This window comes from Nonomuraea sp. NPDC005730 (assembly GCF_040630865.1).
GTDB lineage: Bacteria > Actinomycetota > Actinomycetes > Streptosporangiales > Streptosporangiaceae > Nonomuraea.
The window spans coordinates 15307-34838 of record NZ_JBEXYK010000063.1 but is presented as its reverse complement, the minus strand read 5'-3'; the positions used below and the strand labels follow the sequence as shown (position 1 = coordinate 34838).

The window sequence follows — 19532 nt, the reverse complement described above, 5'->3', positions numbered from 1 at the left end:
TCGGCCACCCCCTGTCTCGACGCGGCGAAACATGCGCCGAAGAACGAGCTATGCCCCGTCGTCGCCATCGCGCAGCGAATGAATCATGCTCTGCAAAATCCGGAACGCGTCCGACTGCTCGGCCTCGTTCATGCCGCCCAGCATCCTGACCTCGACGGACCGGACCGCCGCGCTCGCCTTCTCCAGGCTCCGCCGGCCACGAGGCGTGAGCCGCGCGGGAAGCGCCTTTCCGACGGGCGCCGCCGCGGGCCGGGTCACGTAGCCGTCTCGCTCCAGGGTCTGGAGCAGCACGTTCATCGACTGCCGGGTCACGAACGCGCCACGCGCCAGCTCGGAGTTCGACAAGCCCGGCCGTTGAGCCAGCAACTCCAGACAGGAGTAGTGCGTCACGCTCATGCCGAGCGGCCGCAGCACCTCCTCCATGGCCGCACGCAGGGCACTCGAAGCCTCTTTCAGCAGGTAGCCCAGCGATTTGTCCAGGTCGACGCCGGCACCGTTTTGACTCATGTCAGTATTCTGACATACATTGAGGCGTGTCAGGAAACTGACACGGAGAGAAGGAGCACCACCATGCCCGTCACCGGCCCCGACTTCATCTCGCTGCAAGCGCGCGACCTCGACGCTTCGCAGGCGTTCTACGAGCAGTACCTCGGCCTCGTCCGCTCACAGGCCGGGCCCCCGCACGCCGTCGTCTTCGAGACGCAGCCGATCGCGTTCGCACTCCGCGAGGTCGTTCCCGGCACCGATCTCGCATCCGTTACCCAGCCCGGCATCGGTGCCGCGATCTGGCTTCACGCCACCGACGTCCAGGCCATCCACGACGCTCTCGTCGCCGACGGTCACACCATCGTCTCCGCACCGATCGACGGCCCCTTCGGCCGCACCTTCACCTTCGCCGACCCCGACGGCTACCAGATCACCCTCCATGACCGCGCCTGAGGCGAGCACCCTGGTCTTCGGGGCTACCGGGGCACTCGGTCGCCACGCCCTGGACGCGCTGGTCGCCCGGGGAACGAGCCCCGCAACGATCACCGCGGCCGGTCGGAACCAAGCACGCCTCGGGGAACTTGCCTCCGCCGGGTTCAGCACCGCCGCCGTCGACCTGTCGGATTCAGCCCGCGTCGCGGAGCTGGTCGCCAGGCACTCCGACATCGTGTTGATCTCGGGCAGAGACCCGAACCGCCTTGCCCAGCACGAGTCGGTCATCGAGGCGGCGAAGAAGGCGAATGCCCGACACGTCTACTACACCAGCGGAGTTCGCGCCGACGACGACCGGTTCGAGATCAACGCGGACCACAGAGCGACGGAGGACGCTCTTACCGCTTCCGGCGTGACGTACACGATCCTGCGGAACACCTGGTACATCGAGAACTACATCCAGGCGCTGGCAGGCCCCCGCTTCACCGGCGTTCTCGCCGCGGCGACCGGTGACGCCGTCGTCGCCGCAGCCGGCCGGAAGGACCTGGCCGAGGCACTGGCCATCGTCGTCACCACAGATGGGCACGACAATGTGACTTACAGCCTCTCCGGCGACACGAACTTCACCTACGCCGACATCGCCCAAGCGATGTCGGTCGTGCTGGAGCGAGAGGTCACTTACCGGCCTGTCACTCCCGAAGAGTTGCAGGTCGCGCTCATCAATTCGGGGATGGACGGCGAACTGGCCGGCTTCTTGGCAAGTCTCGATGAAACCATCGCCGCCGGGGTTTTCGCCCGGGTCGGTGACGATCTTTTTCGACTCCTCGGCAGGCCGACGACCGGCCTTGTCGAGGGGCTGACGACAGAGTGAACACCGGGGTCGGCGCAGGCGAGTCGGCCACCTCGGCTCGCGCCACCCCTTCTCCCGATCAGCGCTTCTGAACCGACACCGCCAGCCCGGATCACGTCGGAGCGGCCGGCCAGTGAGGCTTCACACGGACCGGACCACGGTGCCGGCACGCGTCTCAGCCCGAACAGCCGGTGGCCGAACTCGCGCGACACGACCCGAGGCCCGCATGTGTCGCGGCCAGTCTGTGTCCCCAAGGCCCAGGACGGTGGCCTGACGACCGACTGCTGCAACCAACTGCTACCCGGGTGACATCGTGACCGGCCCCGCGCGGGACCTGCCTGTCAGGGTGTGCGCTCCGGCGATCGGCAAGGTGATCGACAAGGAGGTCCGGACATCCGCGATCTCTCCCGCGATCTCACAAGCCACCAGCCGCACACCGTTCCTTCTGGCCAGCGCGGACGCCCTGCCGCAAGCGCCCGCGGGATCGACGATCGCCGACCTGGCCGCCGCCAGAGCGCTCAGATCTGCCGCGCTGTCAACCCGATGGCGAGCCACACGAACCGCCCCCACGGAGGCCAACCCTCCGGCAATCGCCATCAGGAGCCCCATGAGGGCCACTCCCCATAAGGTCGCCGACCCTCGTTCCTTGTGCTTGATCATCCTTGTCCTCGGAGTGATGGATCGGTGAAAGGTCGTCGATTCGCTCAGCTTTGAGACGCTTCTACACCTCTCGCACGCTGACGATCTCTGTGCCATGTCGCGGAGTTGTTGTCTCTTCTTGTGGGTAGAAGACGGCGTAGGGGTTGGAGATTTCGCCCCCCGACTGCCAGGAGGACACGAGGGCTCATGTCCTCCTGGCAGATCTCATTTCGGCAGGTACCTGCGTGACGTCACGGTTCTGTGGCCGCTGTCGCCGAGGCCGACACGCGGACGGCCGGCAGCGAAGCGCCCCAAGCTGGTCGTACATCTACTGCGATCTCTACGTGGGTGAATTCTGCGTCGCGGGCGATCTCTACGTGTGCGTCTGGGCGAGTGGCCGAGCGGGCGAGCTCGCGGACCTGGTCCAGCGGCTCACCTCGGGCTGCGGCGCGCACTGCCGCTCGAACTGCGTCTACACATTCCAGTTGGACGTTCACCGCTTGTATGGCCCAGAGCGCGGCTGCCAGGACGACCATGAGCGCGGGCAGCATGGCGGCGGTCTCGGCCGTCACCGAGCCGCGCGATGCCGACCGTTGCCCGGCGGTGGCGTTCCGCGCCTGGTGGAGGGTCATCCGGTCATCTTGAGCGCTCGATCTATGAGGGACTTCAGCATCTCCTGAACCTCCGGGCTGCTGACCACCTTGAACAGGAGCGCGGCGAAGGCGCAGGCCGCGATGGTGCCGACTGCGTATTCGGCTGTGGACATGCCGCGCTCTCGGTTCGCGACAGCGCAGGTGATCCACTTGCCGGGATACCAGCGGGAGGTGCGTGAGCTCTGCCCGGTGGGCCCACCGGAGGTGGCCGAGGAAGCGTGGGTGGCTTCTGCCTCGGCGTTGGAGGGGGCGCCGATTGCAGGTGGCAGCGCGGAGGTGGTCGGCTCGGTGCAGACACCGGGCCGAGATGAAGGAGCTGGAGCGGGACTGAGGGTGCCTGGCATGGTGGCGGGACGTTGCATCGTGCCTCCAGGTGGTCGGAGCCGGGTCTTGTCCGGCGGGAGTCCAAGGTTCGCCGAGAAGGCACAGCCGCCGTCAGGCCGAATGGCGTTCTGGGGATTGTCCGCGGGTCGGCCCTCAGGCTGTGGACAAAGCCGCCAGAGGTCACGGCAGAACGATCGTGGAGGCGAGGCCGGCGATCACCGGGATGATGCCCAGGAGGACGAAGGCCGGCAGGAAGCACAGGCCCAGAGGGGCGACCGCTTTCACGCCCACGGTCCGGGCGGCGGCGAGTGAGGCGGCTCTGGCTGTGTCCCTCGCGTCGTCGGCCAGGCGGGTCAGCACGTCCGCCAGCGGGGCGCCGGTCTGCGCGGCCCGGCTCATGGCTCTGGACAGCTGGCTCAGGGCCGGGTCCTTCGCCAGGGTTGCCCAGGTCGGCTCGGGGTCGGCGCCCAGACGGAGTTGGCTGCCCACCCACGCCAGACGCCGACCGAGGGGGCCGCCGATCGTGGTCGCGGCCAGGTCGGTGGCGGCGGTCACCGGTTGTCCGGCGAGAAGGCAGGCGGTCATCAGGTCGGCGGCGAAGGGGAGATCGGCGGTGATCTGCTCGCGTTCCTGGCGGGACCGCGGGGGTTCCTTCCTGTGCAGGATCAGGGCGGTCACCGGGGTCAGCAGGAGGGCCACCGCGATTCCTGCGAGGCCGCCGATCAGAAGGGCGGTGATCACGCCGGTGATGGCGGCGGTGGTGACGGTTCTGCGGGTCGGACGGCGGTGGTGGGGGTCCTGCTTGTCGAGCCAGTCGGGCTGGGCCGGGGTGTCCGTGGGAGACGTGGCGGGGCTCGACGGCGGGTCGGGCGAGGGCAGGAGGCGGGTGAGCCGGTCTGCCGGGGTGCGTGGGGCTGACCACAACCAGGTGGCGAGGGCTGCGCAAAGGGCGGACAGCAAGGGGAGCATCGGGCGGATCCAGTGGTTCGGGTGAACGGGGATGAGGACGACTCGGACGGGCGGGGATGAGAACGATCCGGAGAGGACCAGTCGCCGGAGTGATGGCCGACAGATGTCGCATGAGTGCTGAGCTACAGGTCTCGCGGGAGTCCTGACCTGCAGGTGTCGGGGGCGTGGCGGGTCAGGGTTGGGCCTTGGTGGCCATGCGGTGGGTCCACCACAGGCCGCAGGCGTCGAGGGCGGCGCCGGCCATGAGGCAGAGCAGGCCGGGCAAGGTGCCGAACAGGAAGCTCAGCGGGTGCATGTTGAGCGCTCCCGCCATGAGCAGGCCGAGGACCGGCAGGGCCGCGAGCATCCGGGCTGTGGTGCGGGGGCCGGCCAGTTGGGCGGCGACGTCCTGGCGGTGGGTCTGGGCGGCGCGGAGCGTGCCGCCGACTCGTTCGACCAGTGCGGACATGCCGGCGCCCACGGTGAGGCTGACGTCCCAGCAGGCCGCGAGACGGCGAAGGCCCTCGCCGCCCTGAGCCGGAGCCGCTGCCGTGAGGGCCGCGGCGACGTCGCCGCCGTCTCGTGCGGCGGCCAGGGCGGGGCGCAGGGCTTCGGGGTCGGGGAAGTCGACTGCCGTGATGGCTCGGGTCAGGGCTTCGCCAGGGGTGCGGCCCGCGGCGAGCTCGGCCGAGAGCGACTGGCACAGCTCTATGGAGGCGCGGCGCCAGGAGTCGGCGCGGCGGGCGGGGCCGGGGCGGTTGAGGGTGGCCCGGAGCAGGTGTTGCCATGGGAGACGGCGGTGGCGAGCGGTCAGCAGCGCGTGCAGGCGGAGGGCGGGCGTCGCCGGGCCGGTCCACAGCCAGACGGCACAGGCTGTGGACAGGGCCGAGATGAGCGCGGCGGTCATCGTCCGGGGGCCTTCATGATGTCCTGCGCAGGAGGGATTCGTAGCCGGGGCCGGTGTGGGAGGAGCCGTTCGGGGCGAAGGTGAGGGCGGGGAGCGATTCGACGAGGCCGGCCGGGGTTCTGGAGAGCAGGCAGATCTCGGCTACGCGCCTTCGGCCGTCGCTGCGGGTGCGGGTCAGGTGGACGACCACGTCGAGGGCCGCGGCCAGCTGGCTGTGCACGGCCTCCCTGGTCAGGCCGGCCGCGCAGCCGAGGGCTTCCAGGCGGGGTGGCACGTCGGCCGCGGCGTTGGCGTGCAGCGTGCCGCAGCCGCCCTCGTGGCCGGTGTTCAGGGCGGCGAGCAGGTCGACGACCTCCGCTCCCCTGACCTCGCCCACCACGAGACGGTCGGGACGCATGCGCAGCGCCTGGCGCACCAGGTCGCGCAGGCCCACCCCGCCCGCTCCTTCGAGGTTGGCCGGGCGGGTCTCCAGGCGGACCACGTGGGGATGCAGAGGGCGTAGCTCGGCGGAGTCCTCCACCAGCAGGAGGCGTTCGGCCGGGTCGGCCTGGGACAGCAGGGCCGACAGAAGCGTGGTCTTGCCCGTGCCGGTGCCGCCCGTGACGAGGAAGGCGAGCCGGGCGTCGACCATCGCCGTCAGCACCGTGACGGCCGCCGGGGCGATCGTGCCGGCCGACACCAGGTCGGACAGGGTGAAGGTGCGGCGCGGCGGCAGGCGCAGCGACACGCAGGTGCCACCGGACGCGATCGGCGGCAGGACGGCGTGCAGCCGGACGCCGCCGGCCAGCCGCGCGTCCACGTAAGGGGATGCGTCGTCGAGCCGGCGACCGGCGGCGGCCGCGAGGCGCTGGGCCAGCCTGCGGACCGCCCCGTCGTCGGTGAAGGTGACGGAGGTGCGGCGCAGGCCGGCGCCGTCGTCGATCCACACCTCGCGTGGGCCGTTGACCAGGACGTCGGTGACGTCGGGACGGGCCAGGAGCGGCTCCAGCGGGCCGGCGCCGATCAGGTCGGCGCACAGGGCGCGGGCCACCGCCAGGATCTCGGCGTCTCCGTAGACCGAGCGTTCGGCCCGGAGCGCCACGGCCACCTGGGCCGCCGTCGGCTCCACACCGGCGCGCGCAAGGCGGACGCGTACGGCCTCCACGAGCTCCGGGGAGACCTCCTCGGCGGCACTCATGCCGGAAGCAGGTCGCGGAGGAGAGCGGCGCAGAGACTGCCGAGAACCGTGCGCGGGCCGAGCCTGGGCAGCTCGCCGCGGTTGAGGGTGGCGGTGAGCCTCGGGTGGTCGGGCAGGCGGGCGGCGACGGGGATGCCGAGGGACGCCGCCGCCGTCTCCTCGTCGAGGACGCCGGGGCGGAGGACGGCACGCACGTCGGAGGTGTGTTTGCCGAGCTCGCCCAGGACCTGGACGGTGGACAGGATGCCGCGCAGGTCTGCCGTGGTGACCGTCAGGGTCGTGGTCGCCCTGGTGAGGGCTTCCACGGCGGCCGGGTCGAGATGGCGCGGCAGGTCGACGACGATCAGGTCGAAGCCGCGCCGGCCCGCTTCCAGGACCGAGCGCATGGCCTGGGGCGGGATCGCGGCCACCGCGCCACGGTGGAAGGACAGGACCGCGAGGTCGCCGAACGACGGGAGCGCCGCCTGCAGGGCGCTGGAGCTGATCCTTCCCTCCCTCGCCACGAGGTCGCCCCAGCGGGCGCCCGCCGCCTCCTCGTGGCCGAGCAGCGCGTCGATGCCGCCGCCCAGCGGGTCGGCGTCGATCAGCAGCGTACGGAGGCGGTCGCCCGAGGCGCGCAGGGCAAGGCAGGCGGCGACCACGCTCGCGCCGGCCCCGCCGTGGCCGCCGATCACGCAGGTCACCGCGCCTGATCGGGGTTCGGGCTCCATGGCGTCGGCGAAGCGTTCCACGAGGTGGCGTTCGTCGCCGGGGAGGCGTACGACGGCCTGGGCGCCTACCGCCACGCATCTGCGCCAGGTGTCGGGGTCGTCGGGGGCGCGGGTCACCAGGAGCACCTGGTCGCGGGCGGGCGGTGAGGTGGCGGAGACGGCGTCGGCCTGGTCGGGGCCGATGGCGACCATGGGGGCGAGGTTCCAGTAAGGGCGCGCGCCGGCGGGGGTGTGGGCCACGTCGAGCTGGGCGCCGGCGGCGGCCGCGATGCGGACCAGGTCGTCGAGGAGGTCGTGGTCCTCGGTGATGACCAGGGGGCGGTGCACGGGGTCCTCCTCTTGCGGGGGCGTGGGAGGTCAACCCTGCTGGGGAGGAGGGACGTCGCGAGAGGGCGAACGGGATTCTGGGGATGGCCGGTGCGGGGGCACGTGGCGCCTGTGGACAACCGGTGGGCCCAGGACGACCTGGGGCAGAAAAAGGGCGACCCCCGCCGGGGGGGAGAGCGGGGGTCGCCTGATCGGTCCGGCTCCGGGGGGGTAGAGCCGGTCCCGTTTCAGAAGAAAGCTTTCATCACTTCACCGGAACATGGCAAGAGACTTGCAAACCAATCCCTCACACAGCCGCTCCAGTTTCGGGCGATACCACCGTATGCTGCCCGATCCACTCGAGTTTCGTCGAGCAGTAATCTGGCATTTTCGCCAAGTTTTTTCGCCACCCGATAACGATCACATAAAGGCGATCACTGTCCGTAATCGTCACAGGTGGGTAACGGGTTGGCGTTCGCGGGCGCCGCAACGGAACCCGCCCGGCCGCTCCACGGCTCGGTAAAGGTCTTGCTCCAAGGGGTTCCCATCAGGGCGGATCCGACGTAGAAAGGGGTTACGGACCACTTGTCCGGGTGCATCAGCCGGGCACCCACGCGCGACCAGCCGCGGGAGGCGCGTCGTGACGGGCTTGACCCGCTCCGACGGATTTGAGGTGCACGCTTGGTAACCCGGTGTGATGCACCGGCAGACGGCGTCTCACACGAGACGCCGTCAGCCATGTGACCAGCCCGTCCGTCAGCCTCGCTGCATCGCTTCGCAGATCGCGGTCGTCTCCCGCACCCCCAGGCTTACCGCCGAGGCACAGTGTTGTACCCACTGGCCGACGCCCTCCGGAGTCCCGGTCAGGTACGCCCGCAGCGCCTCCGCGTACGGCAGCTCCAGATGCCCGATCTCCACGACGACCAGCGACTTCGGGTCGAGCCCGTACTCGACCAGGGTCAGCCGCTCGGCGGAGCGTGCCACGACGCCGTCGCACGTACCGAACGGACGCAGCACCGCCAGCTCGGCGTGCACCACGGCGGCCAGCACGATCGCGGGCGCCTTGCCCGCCCCCTCCAGCAGCCTGAGCAGGGCCTCCATCCGCGTCGCGGTCTCCGCGGCCCCCGGCGCGGGGCCGAGCCCGAGCGGGTCGGGGGCGGAGTCGTCCGTACGGGGACGTCCCAATGAGGGCTGGTCGGCGAGCCCCGCGGCGGCGACGGTGTGCAGGCGGGCCAGCACCTGCCTCGGCGCCTTCCGCCAGGTGGGGCCGAGCCGGCCCATCTCCGCGGACGCCCGCAGCGCCCCCTGGACCAGCGGGTCGTGCACCTCGTCGCGGCGCAGCGCGTCCAGCGGCACGTCGGCGCCCTCGATCGCGGCCGAGGCCCGCGCGCCGCGCAGGGACGACTCGGTGGACACCGCCGGGCTCGCCCGACGCAGGACGCGATGCCGATAGAGCCGGTCGACGGCCTGCCGCGCCTCGTCAACCGCCTCGGACACGCCTGGGAACCGCGCGATGACGGCCAATGGGTCACTCACGAAAACCGACCTTACCGGCGGGTACACCGTGCCCCGCCATGGACCACACCGCCGCCGCACAAGGCGCCACACCGTGCCCCGCCATGGACCACACCGCCGCCGCACAAGCCGCCGCACAAGGCGTCACACCGTGCCCCGCCATGGACCCGCACCACCACCGCACAAGGCGCCACACCAAGCCCCGCCATGGACCGGACCGCCGCCGTATTAGGCGCTACGGCGACCCCCGCTTTTTCCCGCCATGCCGAACCGCATATTCTCCTGATTTCAGGATGACAACAGTTCAATTGCGTTTGTCATGCGAGCTGATAATCATGCGGCCACCCACGCGAATCGGTACAGACCTGTCTAGACCTCTTGTGTGGGGAGGCCGTGAGCTGGTGAAGTGGGACCCGACCTATCCCACCTGGCCATAGAAGGAGCACGAAGTGGCCCCGGAGACCCCTGGCAACGAGACCCAGGCGCTGTCCAACCTGCTGCAGGAGAACCGCCGGTTCGCACCACCGGCTGAGCTGGCCGCGGCCGCGAACGTGACCGCCGCCGCCTACGCCGAGGCCGACGCCGACCGTCTCGCCTTCTGGGAGCGCGCGGCCGAGCGGCTGACCTGGGCCAGGCGGTGGGACACGACGCTGGAGTGGAACGCGCCGTTCGCCAAGTGGTTCGTCGGCGGCGAGCTCAACGTCGCCTACAACTGCGTCGACCGGCACGTCGAGGAGGGACGCGGCGACAAGGTCGCCTACCACTGGGAGGGCGAGCCCGAGGGCGACAGCCGCACGCTCACCTACAACGACCTCAAGACCGAGGTCAGCAAGGCCGCCAACGCCCTGCAGGAGCTCGGCGTGCGCAAGGGCGACCGGGTGGCCATCTACATGCCGATGATCCCCGAGCTGCCTATCGCGATGCTGGCCTGCGCCCGCATCGGCGCGATCCACTCGGTGGTGTTCGGCGGCTTCTCCGCCGGCGCGCTCAAGAGCCGCATCGACGACGCCGACGCCAAGCTCGTGATCACGGCCGACGGCGGCTACCGCCGCGGCAAGCCGAGCGCTCTCAAGCCCACCGTGGACGAGGCCGTCGCCGAGTGCCCGCAGGTGGAGAACGTGCTCGTCGTACGGCGTACCGGCCAGGACGTCGCGGTGGGCGAGAAGGACGTGTGGTGGCACGACCTGGTCGAGCGCCAGAGCGACCAGCACACCGCCGAGCCCCACGGCGCCGAGGACCCGCTGTACATCCTCTACACCAGCGGCACCACCGGCCGGCCCAAGGGCATCCTGCACACGACCGGCGGCTACCTCACCCAGACCGCCTACACGCACGACGCGGTCTTCGACCTCAAGCCCGAGACCGACATCTACTGGTGCACGGCCGACATCGGCTGGGTCACCGGCCACTCCTACATCGTCTACGGCCCCCTCGCCAACGGCGCGACCAGCGTCATCTACGAGGGCACCCCGGACACCCCGCACCGCGGCCGGTTCTGGGAGATCGTGCAGAAGTACAAGGTCACGATCCTCTACACCGCCCCCACGGCGATCCGGACGTTCATGAAGTGGGGCGACGACATCCCCGCCAAGTTCGACATGTCCAGCCTGCGCGTCCTGGGCTCGGTCGGCGAGCCGATCAACCCCGAGGCCTACGTCTGGTACCGGGAGAACATCGGCCACGACCGCTGCCCGGTCGTGGACACCTGGTGGCAGACGGAGACCGGCGCGATCATGATCAGCCCGCTGCCGGGCGTCACCTCGGCCAAGCCGGGCGCGGCCATGCGGCCGCTGCCGGGCATCAGCGCCGACGTGGTCGACGACCAGGGCAACAGTGTGCCCAACGGCGGCGGCGGCTTCCTCGTGGTGCGCGAGCCGTGGCCCGCCATGCTCCGCACGATCTGGGGCGACGACCAGCGCTACATCGACACGTACTGGTCGCGTTTCGAGGGCATGTACTTCCCCGGCGACGGCGCCAAGAAGGACGAGGACGGCGACCTGTGGCTGCTCGGCCGCGTCGACGACGTCATGCTCGTCTCCGGCCACAACATCTCCACCACCGAGGTGGAGAGCGCGCTGGTCAGCCACCCCAAGGTCGCCGAGGCGGCCGTGGTCGGCGCCACCGACCCGGTGACCGGCCAGGCCATCGTGTCGTTCGTGATCCTGCGCGGCAGCGCCGAGGAGAACGACGACATCGCCGCCGAGCTGCGTGATCACGTGGCCAAGACGCTCGGCCCGATCGCCAAGCCGCGGCAGATCCTGGTCGTGCCCGAGCTGCCGAAGACCCGCTCCGGCAAGATCATGCGCCGCCTCCTGCGCGACGTGGCCGAGAACCGCAGCATCGGCGACGTCACCACGCTGGCCGACAGCACGGTGATGAACCTCATCTCCGAGAAGCTGCCCGCGGCCAAGTCCGAGGACTGATCAGGCCGCAAGTCAGCTGAGGCGCATGCCCGAACCGGGCATGCGCCTCAGCTGTCTCCACCGGACGGCGTTATCGTGGGCGATCGGGTAGTTCTGTGAGTAGTAGCGTCCTCGGCGTGTTCGGTGGCGCCCAGCCGTCAGTACGGGATGTTTGACACGGCCACCAGGCCTCGATAGGAGACGTTCATGCCGCAGACTCCCGAGGAAGAATCCCTGGGCTCGCTGGTCGCCCAGGCCAGCAGCCATATCTCCGACCTCGTCCGCTCCGAGATCGAGCTGGCCAAGGCCGAGTTCAAGTTCGACGCCAAGCGAGTGGGCATGGCCGCGGGCCTGTTCGCCGCCGCCGCGTTCATGGCGCACCTGTGCCTGATCCTGGCCTCGTTCACCATCGCGTACGTGCTGGCCCAGTGGCTGCCCAACTGGCTGGCCTTCCTCATCGTGACCGTCTTCTACCTGGTGGCCGCGGGCCTGCTGGTGCTGGTCGGCGTGCGCAGGCTGAAGGGCCTGGCCGGGATGAAGCGCACCGCCAGGTCGATCAAGGGCCTCAAGGAGATCGCGACGCCGGAGGAGCAGACGCTTCCCGTGCCCAGCCCCGAGGGCCAGCCGGTGAGTCGTGATGGCACCTGACGAGACGGTCGTCCAGATCGACGGCCCGTGGACACACCGGGCCGTGCACGCCGGTGGCACCCGCTTCCACGTCGTGGAGGCCGGCGAGGGGCCGCTGGTCCTGCTGCTGCACGGGTTCCCGCAGTTCTGGTGGACCTGGCGCAACCAGCTCACCTCCCTCGCCCAGGCCGGTTTCCGAGCGGTCGCCGCCGACCTGCGCGGCTACGGCGGCAGCGACAAGCCGCCGCGCGGCTACGACCTGCCCACCCTGGCCGCCGACGCGACCGGGCTGATCCGCGCGCTCGGCGAGACCGGCGCGGTCGTCGTCGGGCACGACTGGGGCGGCCTGCTGGCCTGGACGATGGCCGTGCTCGACCCCAAGTGCGTGCGCCGGCTGGTCGTGGTCTCGGCGCCGCACCCGCTGCGGCTGCGCAACGCGCTGGTGACCGACCTCGGCCAGTTCAGGGCCGGCCGGCACGCGCTCGGCTACCAGCTCCCGCTGCTGCCCGAACGCAGGCTCACCCGGCACGACGCGGCCCTGGTCGGCCGGATCCTGGCGGGCTGGTCGGCGCCCGGCTGGCCCGACGCCGAGACCGCGCGCACCTACCGGGAGGCGTTCCGGATCCCCGCCGTGGCCCACTCGGCGCTGGAGTACCACCGCTGGTTCGGCCGTTCCCAGCTCCGGCCCGACGGCCGCCGCTACGCGAGGGTCATGCGTACCGAGATCGAGGCGCCGACGCTGCACCTGCACGGCGCGCTCGACCCGTGCATGCTGCCCCGCACCGCCCAGGGCTCCAGCCGGTACGTCGCCGCCCCCTACCGCTGGCGGCTGTTCGAGGGCGCGGGCCATTTCCCCCACGAAGAGATCCCCGACGTGTTCGACACCGAGCTGCTCGGCTGGCTGGCCGACCCCGAGCCCGACCGATGAGGAAGCCCCGCGAGCGATGAGAGACCGCGACCCCCAGGGCAAGCCGCGCAACGCCAGGCCACGCGACGCGTACGGCAGGCCCCTCCCCTACGGCTCGCCCGGCGTCGACCGGGTCCCCGACGACTACGCCCCCACCACCGACCAGGCGCTCGCCGACGCGCGGCGCTTCCTGGCCGAGGGACTGCCGTTCAACGCGCACGAGGTCTTCGAGGGCCGCTGGAAGTGCGCGCCCGAGGAGGAGCGCGAGCTGTGGCAGGGGCTCGCGCAGATCTGCGTCGGCCTGACGCACCTGCAGCGCGGCAACGGCCGCGGCGCGATCACCCTGTTCAGCCGCGGCGCGGCCAGGGCGCAGGCGTACGGCGGCGACTACGACGCCGTCGGCAGGGCGGCCACCGGCCTGACCCCAGACAGCGACCCCGGCGCGGCGATCGCCCTGATCCTGGGCGAGCTGCCCGGCTAGTCGCACTCCTGGGTGCTGGCCGCGGAGGTGTCGTTCCTGCCCTGGCCGGCGTCGGGCGCGACCTCCTCGGCGGTCAGCACGTAACCGGTGTCCTTCTCGCTGACCGCGGCGGCGAAGATCACGCCGTAGACGCGGCCGTCGACGGTGAGCAGCGGGCCGCCGGAGTTGCCCGGCAGCACCTTTCCGCGGATCGCGTAGACCTTCCGCCGGACGTTGCTGCCGTGGTAGATGTCGGGGCCCTCGGCGTCGAGGCGGCCGCCGATGCGGGCCGGCTCGGCGGTGAAGCCCTTGCCCCTGGGGAAGCCGGCGATGATCGCGTTGGCGCCGCGCTTGCCGTCGGCCTCGAAGCTGAGCTGCGGCAGGTTGAGGCCGGGCACGTAGAGGATCGCGATGTCGCGCTGGGGGTTGTAGCGCACGACCTTGGCCGGGTGGCGCACGTTCTTGTAGTCGATGACCTCCAGGTCGCGGGTGACGCCGGCGACGACGTGGGCGTTCGTCATGATCCGGCCGTCGGCGTAGACGAAGCCGGTGCCCTCGATGTGCTTGTTGCAGCTCTCGGCGTTGCCCTGGACCTTGACGATGGCCCGCTGGGCCCGGCCCAGCTTGGCGCCCTGGAGGATGCTCTGCGCGGGCGGCGGCACGTCGATCAGCGTGTCGGCGCCGATCGCGTCGAAGACGGGCGGGAACTCCGACCTGTCGACGAACTTCTTGAACGGCTGCTGCCAGTTGCGCGCGGCCTGCGGGATCGCGTCGTCGACGGTGGTCAGCAGCGCGGAGTTCTTGACCTGGTCGACCAGCGGGGTGAACGTCGTCGAGACGATCAGCGACCCGATCAGCCAGGCGATCACCAGCACGGACAGCGCGCTGGCGAACGTGCCGCCCACCGCGTCGGCCATCTTGGCCGGCTCCCAGGTCACGTGGCTGCGCACGACCGCGCCGACCGTGGAGGAGGCGAACTGGCCGATCGTGGCGGCCAGGAAGACGATCACGATCGCGAGCAGCGCCTGCGGGGTGTCGCCGTCGACGACGGCCTTGGCGATCGGCGGAGCGATGAAGATGCCGAGCACGGCGCCGCCCACGAACCCCACGAAGCTCATCGCGCCGATGATGAAGCCCTGTCGGTAGCCGGATACGCCGAAGGCGATCACGAGGCCGATCAATATGAGGTCAAGCAGATCACCGCGCACGCTTCAAAGGTAACCAGCGATACGGTCAAGTGTGCACGTCTTCCGCCAGGACGGCGTCACCCACCTGGCTATCTTGAGCGGTATGCCGCCGGCCGAGGGAACAGTGCGCGATCTCATCCAGGCAGCTCTCAGCGACACCGATCCGGACGGCCCGCTGCGCTGGCACGTGATCTGCCAGCTGCGCCAGCGGGCCGACCTGGAGTCGTTCATCGAGGCACGCCGCCTGTGCGCTGCGGACAACGTGGCCGAGCGCCTGCTCGGGGTGGACATCATGGGCATGTTGCGGCCCTTCGTGGACCGTACGCTGCCGGTGCTGCGCTACCTGGCCGCCAGCGAGGACGACGCCATGGTCCTGTACTCCGTGCTGATCGCCTTCGGCCACCTGGCCGACCCCCGCTCGCTGCCTTCGGTGATCGACCTGGCCTGTCACGACGACGCCAGGGTGCGGTACGGGGCGGCGTACGCGCTGCAGCACGTGCTCGGCGACCCGCCCGACCGGGCCGGTCTGGAGATGCTGCGCACCCTCGCCGCCGACGACGACGCCGACGTGGCCGACTGGGCCTCGCTGGGCGTCTCGCTCAGGGCCCCGGAGTGACCCCGGCCCGGCGTCCTGCGTCAGGGCGCCGGAGTGGTCCGCTCGCGCAGGCCCAGCCGCACGACCTCGGCCGGCAGGTCCTCAAGCCGCGCCTGGTCCCAGGGACGTTCGAGGCCGCCCTCGCGCAGCACGGAGTCGAGCACCATCGCGGTGAACCCCCACACCAGCATGCCCCGCACGTGGAAGGCCGGCCCGGCGAGCCCGCTGGGATGCCGCAACATGACCCGGTTGCCCGGATCGACCAGCTCGGCGATCGGCACCCGCTCCACGGACTCCACCTCGTCGGGCGAGGCCGCGTGCACGGCGGACGGCGTGTGCCACCAGCCGAACACCGGGGTGACCCGGTTGTCGCTGTGGTCGAGGTAGAGCTCGGGCATCGTGCCGAGGACGTGGACGCCGCGCGGATCGACGCCGGTCTCCTCCTCCGCCTCGCGCAGGGCCGCGCCGACCGGGCCGCCGTCGTCGGGATCGACGCCGCCGCCGGGGAAGGCCGGCTGGCCCGCGTGCCTGCGCCCGCGTGAGCTGCGCTGGATGAGCAGCACGTCGGGGCCGAGCGGGCCCTCGCCGAACAACATCAGCACCGCGGCCAGGCGCCCGCCGTCGGCCGGGGGCCGCAGGTAACGGGGGACCGTGATGCGCGCGGCCTGCGCCGCCAGCCGTTCGAGCCAGTCGGGCACTTCTGTCACGCCAACCTCCAACACGGCACGGCCTCGATCACTTCCCGCTGCTCGCGGATCAGGAGAAGGGACCGGGCCTGACCAGCTTCTCGGCCTCCGCCTCGCCGGTGGGCCCGGTGCCGAAGGAGGGGCACAGGTTCGCCAGCGGGCACACGCCGCAGGCCGGGCGGCGGGCGTGGCAGATGCGGCGGCCGTGCCAGATCACCCGGTGGGAGAAGATCGTCCACTCGCGCCGGGGCAGCAGCTCGGCCACGATGTGCTCGATCTTGACGGGGTCGGTCTCCGCGGTCCAGCCGAAGCGGCGCACGAGCCGCTGGAAGTGCGTGTCGACGGTCAGCCCCGGCACGCCGAACGCGTTGCCGAGCACCACGTTGGCGGTCTTGCGGCCCACGCCGGGCAGGGTGACCAGGTCTTTGAGCCGGCCGGGCACCTCGCCGCGGTAACGCTCGCACACGGCCTGGGCCATGCCGATGATGCTGTTGGTCTTCGCGCGGAAGAAGCCGGTCGAGCGGATGATGTCTTCCATCTCGGCGCGGTCGGCGGCGGCGTAGTCCTCGACGGTGGGGTATTTGGCGAACAGGGTGGGGGTCACCATGTTCACCCGCTTGTCGGTGCACTGGGCCGACAGGATGGTGGCGACCAGGAGCTCCAGCGGGTTGCGGAAGTCGAGCTCACAGTGGGCGTCGGGGTAGGTCTCGGCGAGGACGCGGTTCATCCTGCGCGCCCGGCGTACCAGGGCGAGCTGGGTCTCCGGCTTGCGCCCCGCCGCGTTCGTGGCCATGCCGCAAGACTATGGGAACGGTTGAACCTTCTACGCCGCGTTCGCGTACAACCTGGCGGCTTGGAGGGCGGCGACCATGGGCGATCGGCACAAGGGCGAGTCACTGACCGAGTTCGTCCGCGCGGGCGGACCGTTGCGCGGCGCGGCGCTGCACCGGCTGGCGCTGGGCAGCGCGGCGGCCATGGCCAGGATGCACGCCCACGGCGTGACCGGCCTGCGGCTCACCCCGGACAACGTCGCGCTCGGCACGCGCGGCCAGGTGCTGGTGGGCGTGCAGCAGGGTTCGCCCGGCCGCGGCGGCCCGGCCGCCGACGTGCGGGACTGGGCCGAGCTGGTGACGTTCGCGAGCGGGTCCGGTGCGCTGCCGCAGCCGCTGCGCGGCGTCGTCGAGCGCTGTCGCCGTCCGGAGCCGGTCGGCCGTCCTTCGGCGGCCCATGTCGTACGCGTCCTGCTGGGCCACACGATGGCGACGGCGGTCGCCTCCGTGGACGACCTCCTGCGGAAGTAAGCAGGTCACCCGATTTGTTCATACACTTCAGTGCGCGACACATCAGGGCAATCCCGGGCCAAACCGGGCATTCCCATAGCCTGTGTGTGCCGCCCGGAGTGGGGTGAGTCACAATGGCAGCAGAGGAGGCAGAGTGAACACCGAAGATGTGCTGGGCAAGGCCCCCCTGTTCGCCGCGCTCGACCGCGAGAGCGCCGCGGCGCTGCGGACGAGCATCACCGAGGTCCAGCTGTCCAAGGGACAGACCCTCTTCCACGAGAACGAGACCGGCGACCGGCTCTACGTCGTGCTCGAAGGCAAGATCAAGCTTTCCCGCACCTCGCCCGACGGCCGCGAGAACCTGCTGAGCGTGCTCGGCCCGAGCGAGATGTTCGGCGAGCTGTCGCTGTTCGACCCGCGTCCGCGCACCGCCACGGCGACGGCGCTGACCGACGTGCGCCTGGCCGGGCTGGGCCACGACGACCTGCGCCCGTGGCTGACCGGCCGCCCCGAGGTGGCGCTGCACCTGCTGCGCGCGCTGGCCCAGCGGCTGCGCCGCACCAACGACGTGCTGGCCGACCTGGTCTTCACCGACGTGCCCGGCCGGGTCGCCAAGCAGCTCCTCGACCTGGCCGAGCGGTTCGGCACCAAGACCGACGACGGCACGCGCGTGCACCACGACCTCACCCAGGAGGAGCTGGCCCAGCTCGTCGGGGCCTCGCGCGAGACGGTGAACAAGGCCCTGGCCGACTTCGCCCAGCGCGGCTGGCTGCGCATCGAGGCCAAGGCCGTGGTCATCCTCGACATGGACCGGCTCTACAACCGCTCCAGGTAGTCGAGCTGGGCCCGCACGGAGACCTCCGCCGCGGGCCAGAGCGACCTGTCGACGTCGGCGTACACGATCTCGACGACCTCCTGCGGCGTGCGCGCGCCCCGCGCCTGCGCCGCCCTGATCTGGTCGAGCCGCTGCCGCCGGTGGGCGATGTAGCCGTCGAGGGCCGCGATCGGGTCGGGCAGCACCGGGCCGTGGCCGGGCAGCAGCGCCCGCGCCCCCAGGCCCTCGGCCGCCGCCCGCAGCCGGTCGAGGCTGCGCAGGTAGTCGCCCAGGCCGCCGTCCTGGGCGATGATCGTGGTGCCCCGGCCGAGGACGGTGTCGCCGGTCAGCATGGCCCTGTCCTGGGGCAGCCAGAAGCACAGCGAGTCGAACGAGTGGCCGGGCGTGGCGTAGACGTGCAGCTCCAGGCCGTCGACCGTGATCACGTCGCCGTCGCCGAGCCCTTCGTCGCCGAGCCGGTGGCGCGGGTCGAGCGCGCGTACGGGGGCGTCGACCAGCTCGGCGAAGCGTTTGGCGCCGCCGCTGTGGTCGGCGTGGCCGTGCGTGAGCAGGATCTGGGTGACCCGCCGCTCGCCCAGATGGTCGCGTACGCGCAGCAGGTGCGCCTCGTCGTCGGGCCCGGGATCGACCACGACCGCGTCGCGGGTGCCGATGACCCAGGTGTTGGTGCCGTCGAGCGTCATGGCGGACGGGTTGGGCGCCAGCAGGTTCTCGGCGTGCTCGGTACGGGAGCCGTCGGGCGTGCCGAGCGGGATGTGCAGGCCGCTCACGGCGTCATCAACCTCATCTCCCCCTCGACCTCCACGGCCGCCGGCAGGATCGCGGTGATCCGCCGCTCCTCGGCCAGCACGGACGCCACGCTGTCGTGCCCGGCCAGCTCGGCGAGCGTGTGGGAGGTGGGCGGCATCAGGAAGATCTCACCCGCGCGCCACAGCTCGATCGCCTCGGCCGGCCGCCGCCACACCACGTGGTCGGCCTCGCCCCCGACGTCGCGCGTGCGCTGGCCCTCGGGCAGCACCGCCACGAAGAACCGGGTGTCGAACCTGCGTTGCTCGATCTCCGGCGTGATCCAGTGGGCCCACGGCTTGAGCAGGTCGGACCGGAGCACCAGGCCCCGCTTGGCCAGGAAGTCGGCGAAGGCCAGGCTCCGGTCGATCAGCGCCAGCCGGTCGGCCTCCCAGTCGTCGCCCGTGGTGTCCTCGACCACACTGTCCGGCCCCGGCCCCGCCAGCAGCACCCCGGACTCCTCGAACGTCTCCCGCACGGCCGCGCACACCAGCCCGCGCGCGACGTTCTCACTGGCGTGGAAGACCTCGCCCCACTCCTTGGGGGACGGCCCGGCCCAGGCCACCGCCTGGTCGGTGTCGCGTGGATCGACGGAGCCGCCGGGGAAGACGTAGGCGCCCGCCGCGAAGGCCATCGTGGACTTCCGCCGGAGCAGGTAGACCTCGGGCCCACCGCGCGGGCCCGAGCCGCGCAGGATCACCACCGTGGCGGCGTCGCGCGCCGGGACGGGGGCGAGCCGCCCGGCGATGATCTCTCTGGCTCGCGCGGCGAGCTCGTCGGGAAGGGGAAGACCGGCCACCTGACCTCCTACTAGAACATC

The 19532-nt window shown here is 71.2% G+C and carries 23 protein-coding genes; 9 read left to right on the top strand and 14 right to left on the bottom strand.

The window, feature by feature from the left end; translation table 11 throughout:
• Positions 1 to 48: 48 nt before the first annotated feature.
• A complete protein-coding gene (locus tag ABZ444_RS42300) occupies positions 49 to 507 on the bottom strand; it encodes a MarR family transcriptional regulator (protein WP_358009654.1) in 459 nt (152 codons plus the stop codon).
• 63 nt (positions 508 to 570) lie between these two features.
• Between ABZ444_RS42300 and ABZ444_RS42295 the strand changes: the two genes are divergently transcribed.
• On the top strand, positions 571 to 939 hold the full coding sequence (locus ABZ444_RS42295) for a VOC family protein (protein WP_358009652.1): 369 nt from the start codon (positions 571 to 573) through the stop codon (positions 937 to 939).
• Positions 926 to 1789 (top strand): NAD(P)H-binding protein, encoded by an 864-nt coding sequence (locus tag ABZ444_RS42290; RefSeq protein ID WP_358009651.1) that lies wholly within the window; start codon positions 926 to 928, stop codon positions 1787 to 1789. The genes ABZ444_RS42295 and ABZ444_RS42290 overlap by 14 nt, the downstream gene beginning before the upstream one ends.
• 276 nt (positions 1790 to 2065) lie before the next feature.
• Here ABZ444_RS42290 and ABZ444_RS42285 read toward each other — a convergent pair whose 3' ends face one another.
• The 8 genes from ABZ444_RS42285 to ABZ444_RS42250 all read right to left on the bottom strand — a co-directional run bounded on the left by ABZ444_RS42285 (position 2066) and on the right by ABZ444_RS42250 (position 8968).
• On the bottom strand, positions 2066 to 2428 hold the full coding sequence (locus ABZ444_RS42285) for an Rv3654c family TadE-like protein (protein ID WP_358009649.1): 363 nt from the start codon (positions 2426 to 2428) through the stop codon (positions 2066 to 2068).
• A 230-nt stretch (positions 2429 to 2658) separates the two neighbouring features.
• On the bottom strand, positions 2659 to 3039 hold the full coding sequence (locus ABZ444_RS42280; RefSeq protein ID WP_358009647.1) for a TadE family type IV pilus minor pilin: 381 nt from the start codon (positions 3037 to 3039) through the stop codon (positions 2659 to 2661).
• A complete protein-coding gene (locus ABZ444_RS42275; RefSeq protein ID WP_358009687.1) occupies positions 3036 to 3404 on the bottom strand; it encodes a DUF4244 domain-containing protein in 369 nt (122 codons plus the stop codon). The genes ABZ444_RS42280 and ABZ444_RS42275 overlap by 4 nt, the downstream gene beginning before the upstream one ends.
• Positions 3405 to 3564: 160 nt before the next feature.
• Complete coding sequence (locus ABZ444_RS42270; protein ID WP_358009645.1) at positions 3565 to 4353, bottom strand: type II secretion system F family protein; 789 nt, start codon at positions 4351 to 4353, stop codon at positions 3565 to 3567.
• Positions 4354 to 4525: 172 nt separating this feature from the next.
• On the bottom strand, positions 4526 to 5239 hold the full coding sequence (locus tag ABZ444_RS42265; RefSeq protein WP_358009643.1) for a type II secretion system F family protein: 714 nt from the start codon (positions 5237 to 5239) through the stop codon (positions 4526 to 4528).
• A 13-nt stretch (positions 5240 to 5252) separates the two neighbouring features.
• Entirely contained in the window at positions 5253 to 6416 is a 1164-nt protein-coding gene (locus ABZ444_RS42260; RefSeq protein WP_358009641.1) for a TadA family conjugal transfer-associated ATPase, read from the bottom strand.
• Positions 6413 to 7453, bottom strand: coding sequence for a septum site-determining protein Ssd (ssd, locus tag ABZ444_RS42255; RefSeq protein ID WP_358009639.1), 1041 nt, complete (start codon positions 7451 to 7453; stop codon positions 6413 to 6415). The genes ABZ444_RS42260 and ssd overlap by 4 nt, the downstream gene beginning before the upstream one ends.
• Before the next feature lie 735 nt (positions 7454 to 8188).
• Positions 8189 to 8968, bottom strand: a complete 780-nt coding sequence (locus ABZ444_RS42250; protein ID WP_358009637.1) for an oxidoreductase — start codon at positions 8966 to 8968, stop codon at positions 8189 to 8191.
• A gap of 428 nt (positions 8969 to 9396) precedes the next feature.
• Here ABZ444_RS42250 and acs point away from each other — a divergent pair, with 428 nt between their 5' ends.
• From acs to ABZ444_RS42230, 4 genes are all read left to right on the top strand, one after another.
• Complete coding sequence (gene acs, locus ABZ444_RS42245) at positions 9397 to 11370, top strand: acetate--CoA ligase (protein ID WP_358009635.1); 1974 nt, start codon at positions 9397 to 9399, stop codon at positions 11368 to 11370.
• A 186-nt stretch (positions 11371 to 11556) separates the two neighbouring features.
• Positions 11557 to 11997, top strand: coding sequence for a phage holin family protein (locus ABZ444_RS42240; RefSeq protein WP_357692590.1), 441 nt, complete (start codon positions 11557 to 11559; stop codon positions 11995 to 11997).
• On the top strand, positions 11987 to 12904 hold the full coding sequence (locus ABZ444_RS42235; RefSeq protein ID WP_358009633.1) for an alpha/beta hydrolase: 918 nt from the start codon (positions 11987 to 11989) through the stop codon (positions 12902 to 12904). The genes ABZ444_RS42240 and ABZ444_RS42235 overlap by 11 nt, the downstream gene beginning before the upstream one ends.
• 16 nt (positions 12905 to 12920) lie before the next feature.
• The gene (locus ABZ444_RS42230) at positions 12921 to 13364 is read left to right on the top strand and encodes a DUF309 domain-containing protein (RefSeq protein WP_358009631.1); all 444 of its coding nucleotides are present in this window, start codon (positions 12921 to 12923) and stop codon (positions 13362 to 13364) included.
• Here the strand turns inward: ABZ444_RS42230 and ABZ444_RS42225 are convergent.
• A complete protein-coding gene (locus ABZ444_RS42225) occupies positions 13361 to 14551 on the bottom strand; it encodes a MarP family serine protease (RefSeq protein ID WP_357966149.1) in 1191 nt (396 codons plus the stop codon). The genes ABZ444_RS42230 and ABZ444_RS42225 overlap by 4 nt on opposite strands.
• Positions 14552 to 14633: 82 nt before the next feature.
• Here ABZ444_RS42225 and ABZ444_RS42220 point away from each other — a divergent pair, with 82 nt between their 5' ends.
• Entirely contained in the window at positions 14634 to 15146 is a 513-nt protein-coding gene (locus ABZ444_RS42220) for a HEAT repeat domain-containing protein (RefSeq protein ID WP_358009629.1), read from the top strand.
• 20 nt (positions 15147 to 15166) lie between these two features.
• Here ABZ444_RS42220 and ABZ444_RS42215 read toward each other — a convergent pair whose 3' ends face one another.
• Both ABZ444_RS42215 and nth read right to left on the bottom strand, forming a co-directional pair.
• Positions 15167 to 15832, bottom strand: a complete 666-nt coding sequence (locus ABZ444_RS42215) for a CoA pyrophosphatase (RefSeq protein ID WP_358009627.1) — start codon at positions 15830 to 15832, stop codon at positions 15167 to 15169.
• Between the two features lie 49 nt (positions 15833 to 15881).
• Positions 15882 to 16604, bottom strand: a complete 723-nt coding sequence (gene nth, locus ABZ444_RS42210) for an endonuclease III (protein ID WP_358009625.1) — start codon at positions 16602 to 16604, stop codon at positions 15882 to 15884.
• Positions 16605 to 16680: 76 nt separating this feature from the next.
• Between nth and ABZ444_RS42205 the strand changes: the two genes are divergently transcribed.
• Positions 16681 to 17112 carry a hypothetical protein gene (locus ABZ444_RS42205; RefSeq protein WP_358009623.1) on the top strand — a complete coding sequence of 144 codons (432 nt, stop codon included), beginning with the start codon at positions 16681 to 16683 and terminating at the stop codon, positions 17110 to 17112.
• 133 nt (positions 17113 to 17245) lie between these two features.
• Positions 17246 to 17926, top strand: coding sequence for a Crp/Fnr family transcriptional regulator (locus tag ABZ444_RS42200; protein WP_358009621.1), 681 nt, complete (start codon positions 17246 to 17248; stop codon positions 17924 to 17926).
• Here ABZ444_RS42200 and ABZ444_RS42195 read toward each other — a convergent pair.
• Together ABZ444_RS42195 and ABZ444_RS42190 are read right to left on the bottom strand one after the other, a co-directional pair.
• The gene (locus tag ABZ444_RS42195) at positions 17908 to 18696 is read right to left on the bottom strand and encodes an MBL fold metallo-hydrolase (RefSeq protein ID WP_357966135.1); all 789 of its coding nucleotides are present in this window, start codon (positions 18694 to 18696) and stop codon (positions 17908 to 17910) included. The two genes, ABZ444_RS42200 and ABZ444_RS42195, sit on opposite strands and share 19 nt — an antisense overlap.
• Positions 18693 to 19511, bottom strand: a complete 819-nt coding sequence (locus ABZ444_RS42190) for an NUDIX hydrolase (RefSeq protein ID WP_358009619.1) — start codon at positions 19509 to 19511, stop codon at positions 18693 to 18695. Before ABZ444_RS42190 ends, ABZ444_RS42195 begins: the two co-directional genes overlap by 4 nt.
• Between the last annotated feature and the right edge of the window lie 21 nt (positions 19512 to 19532).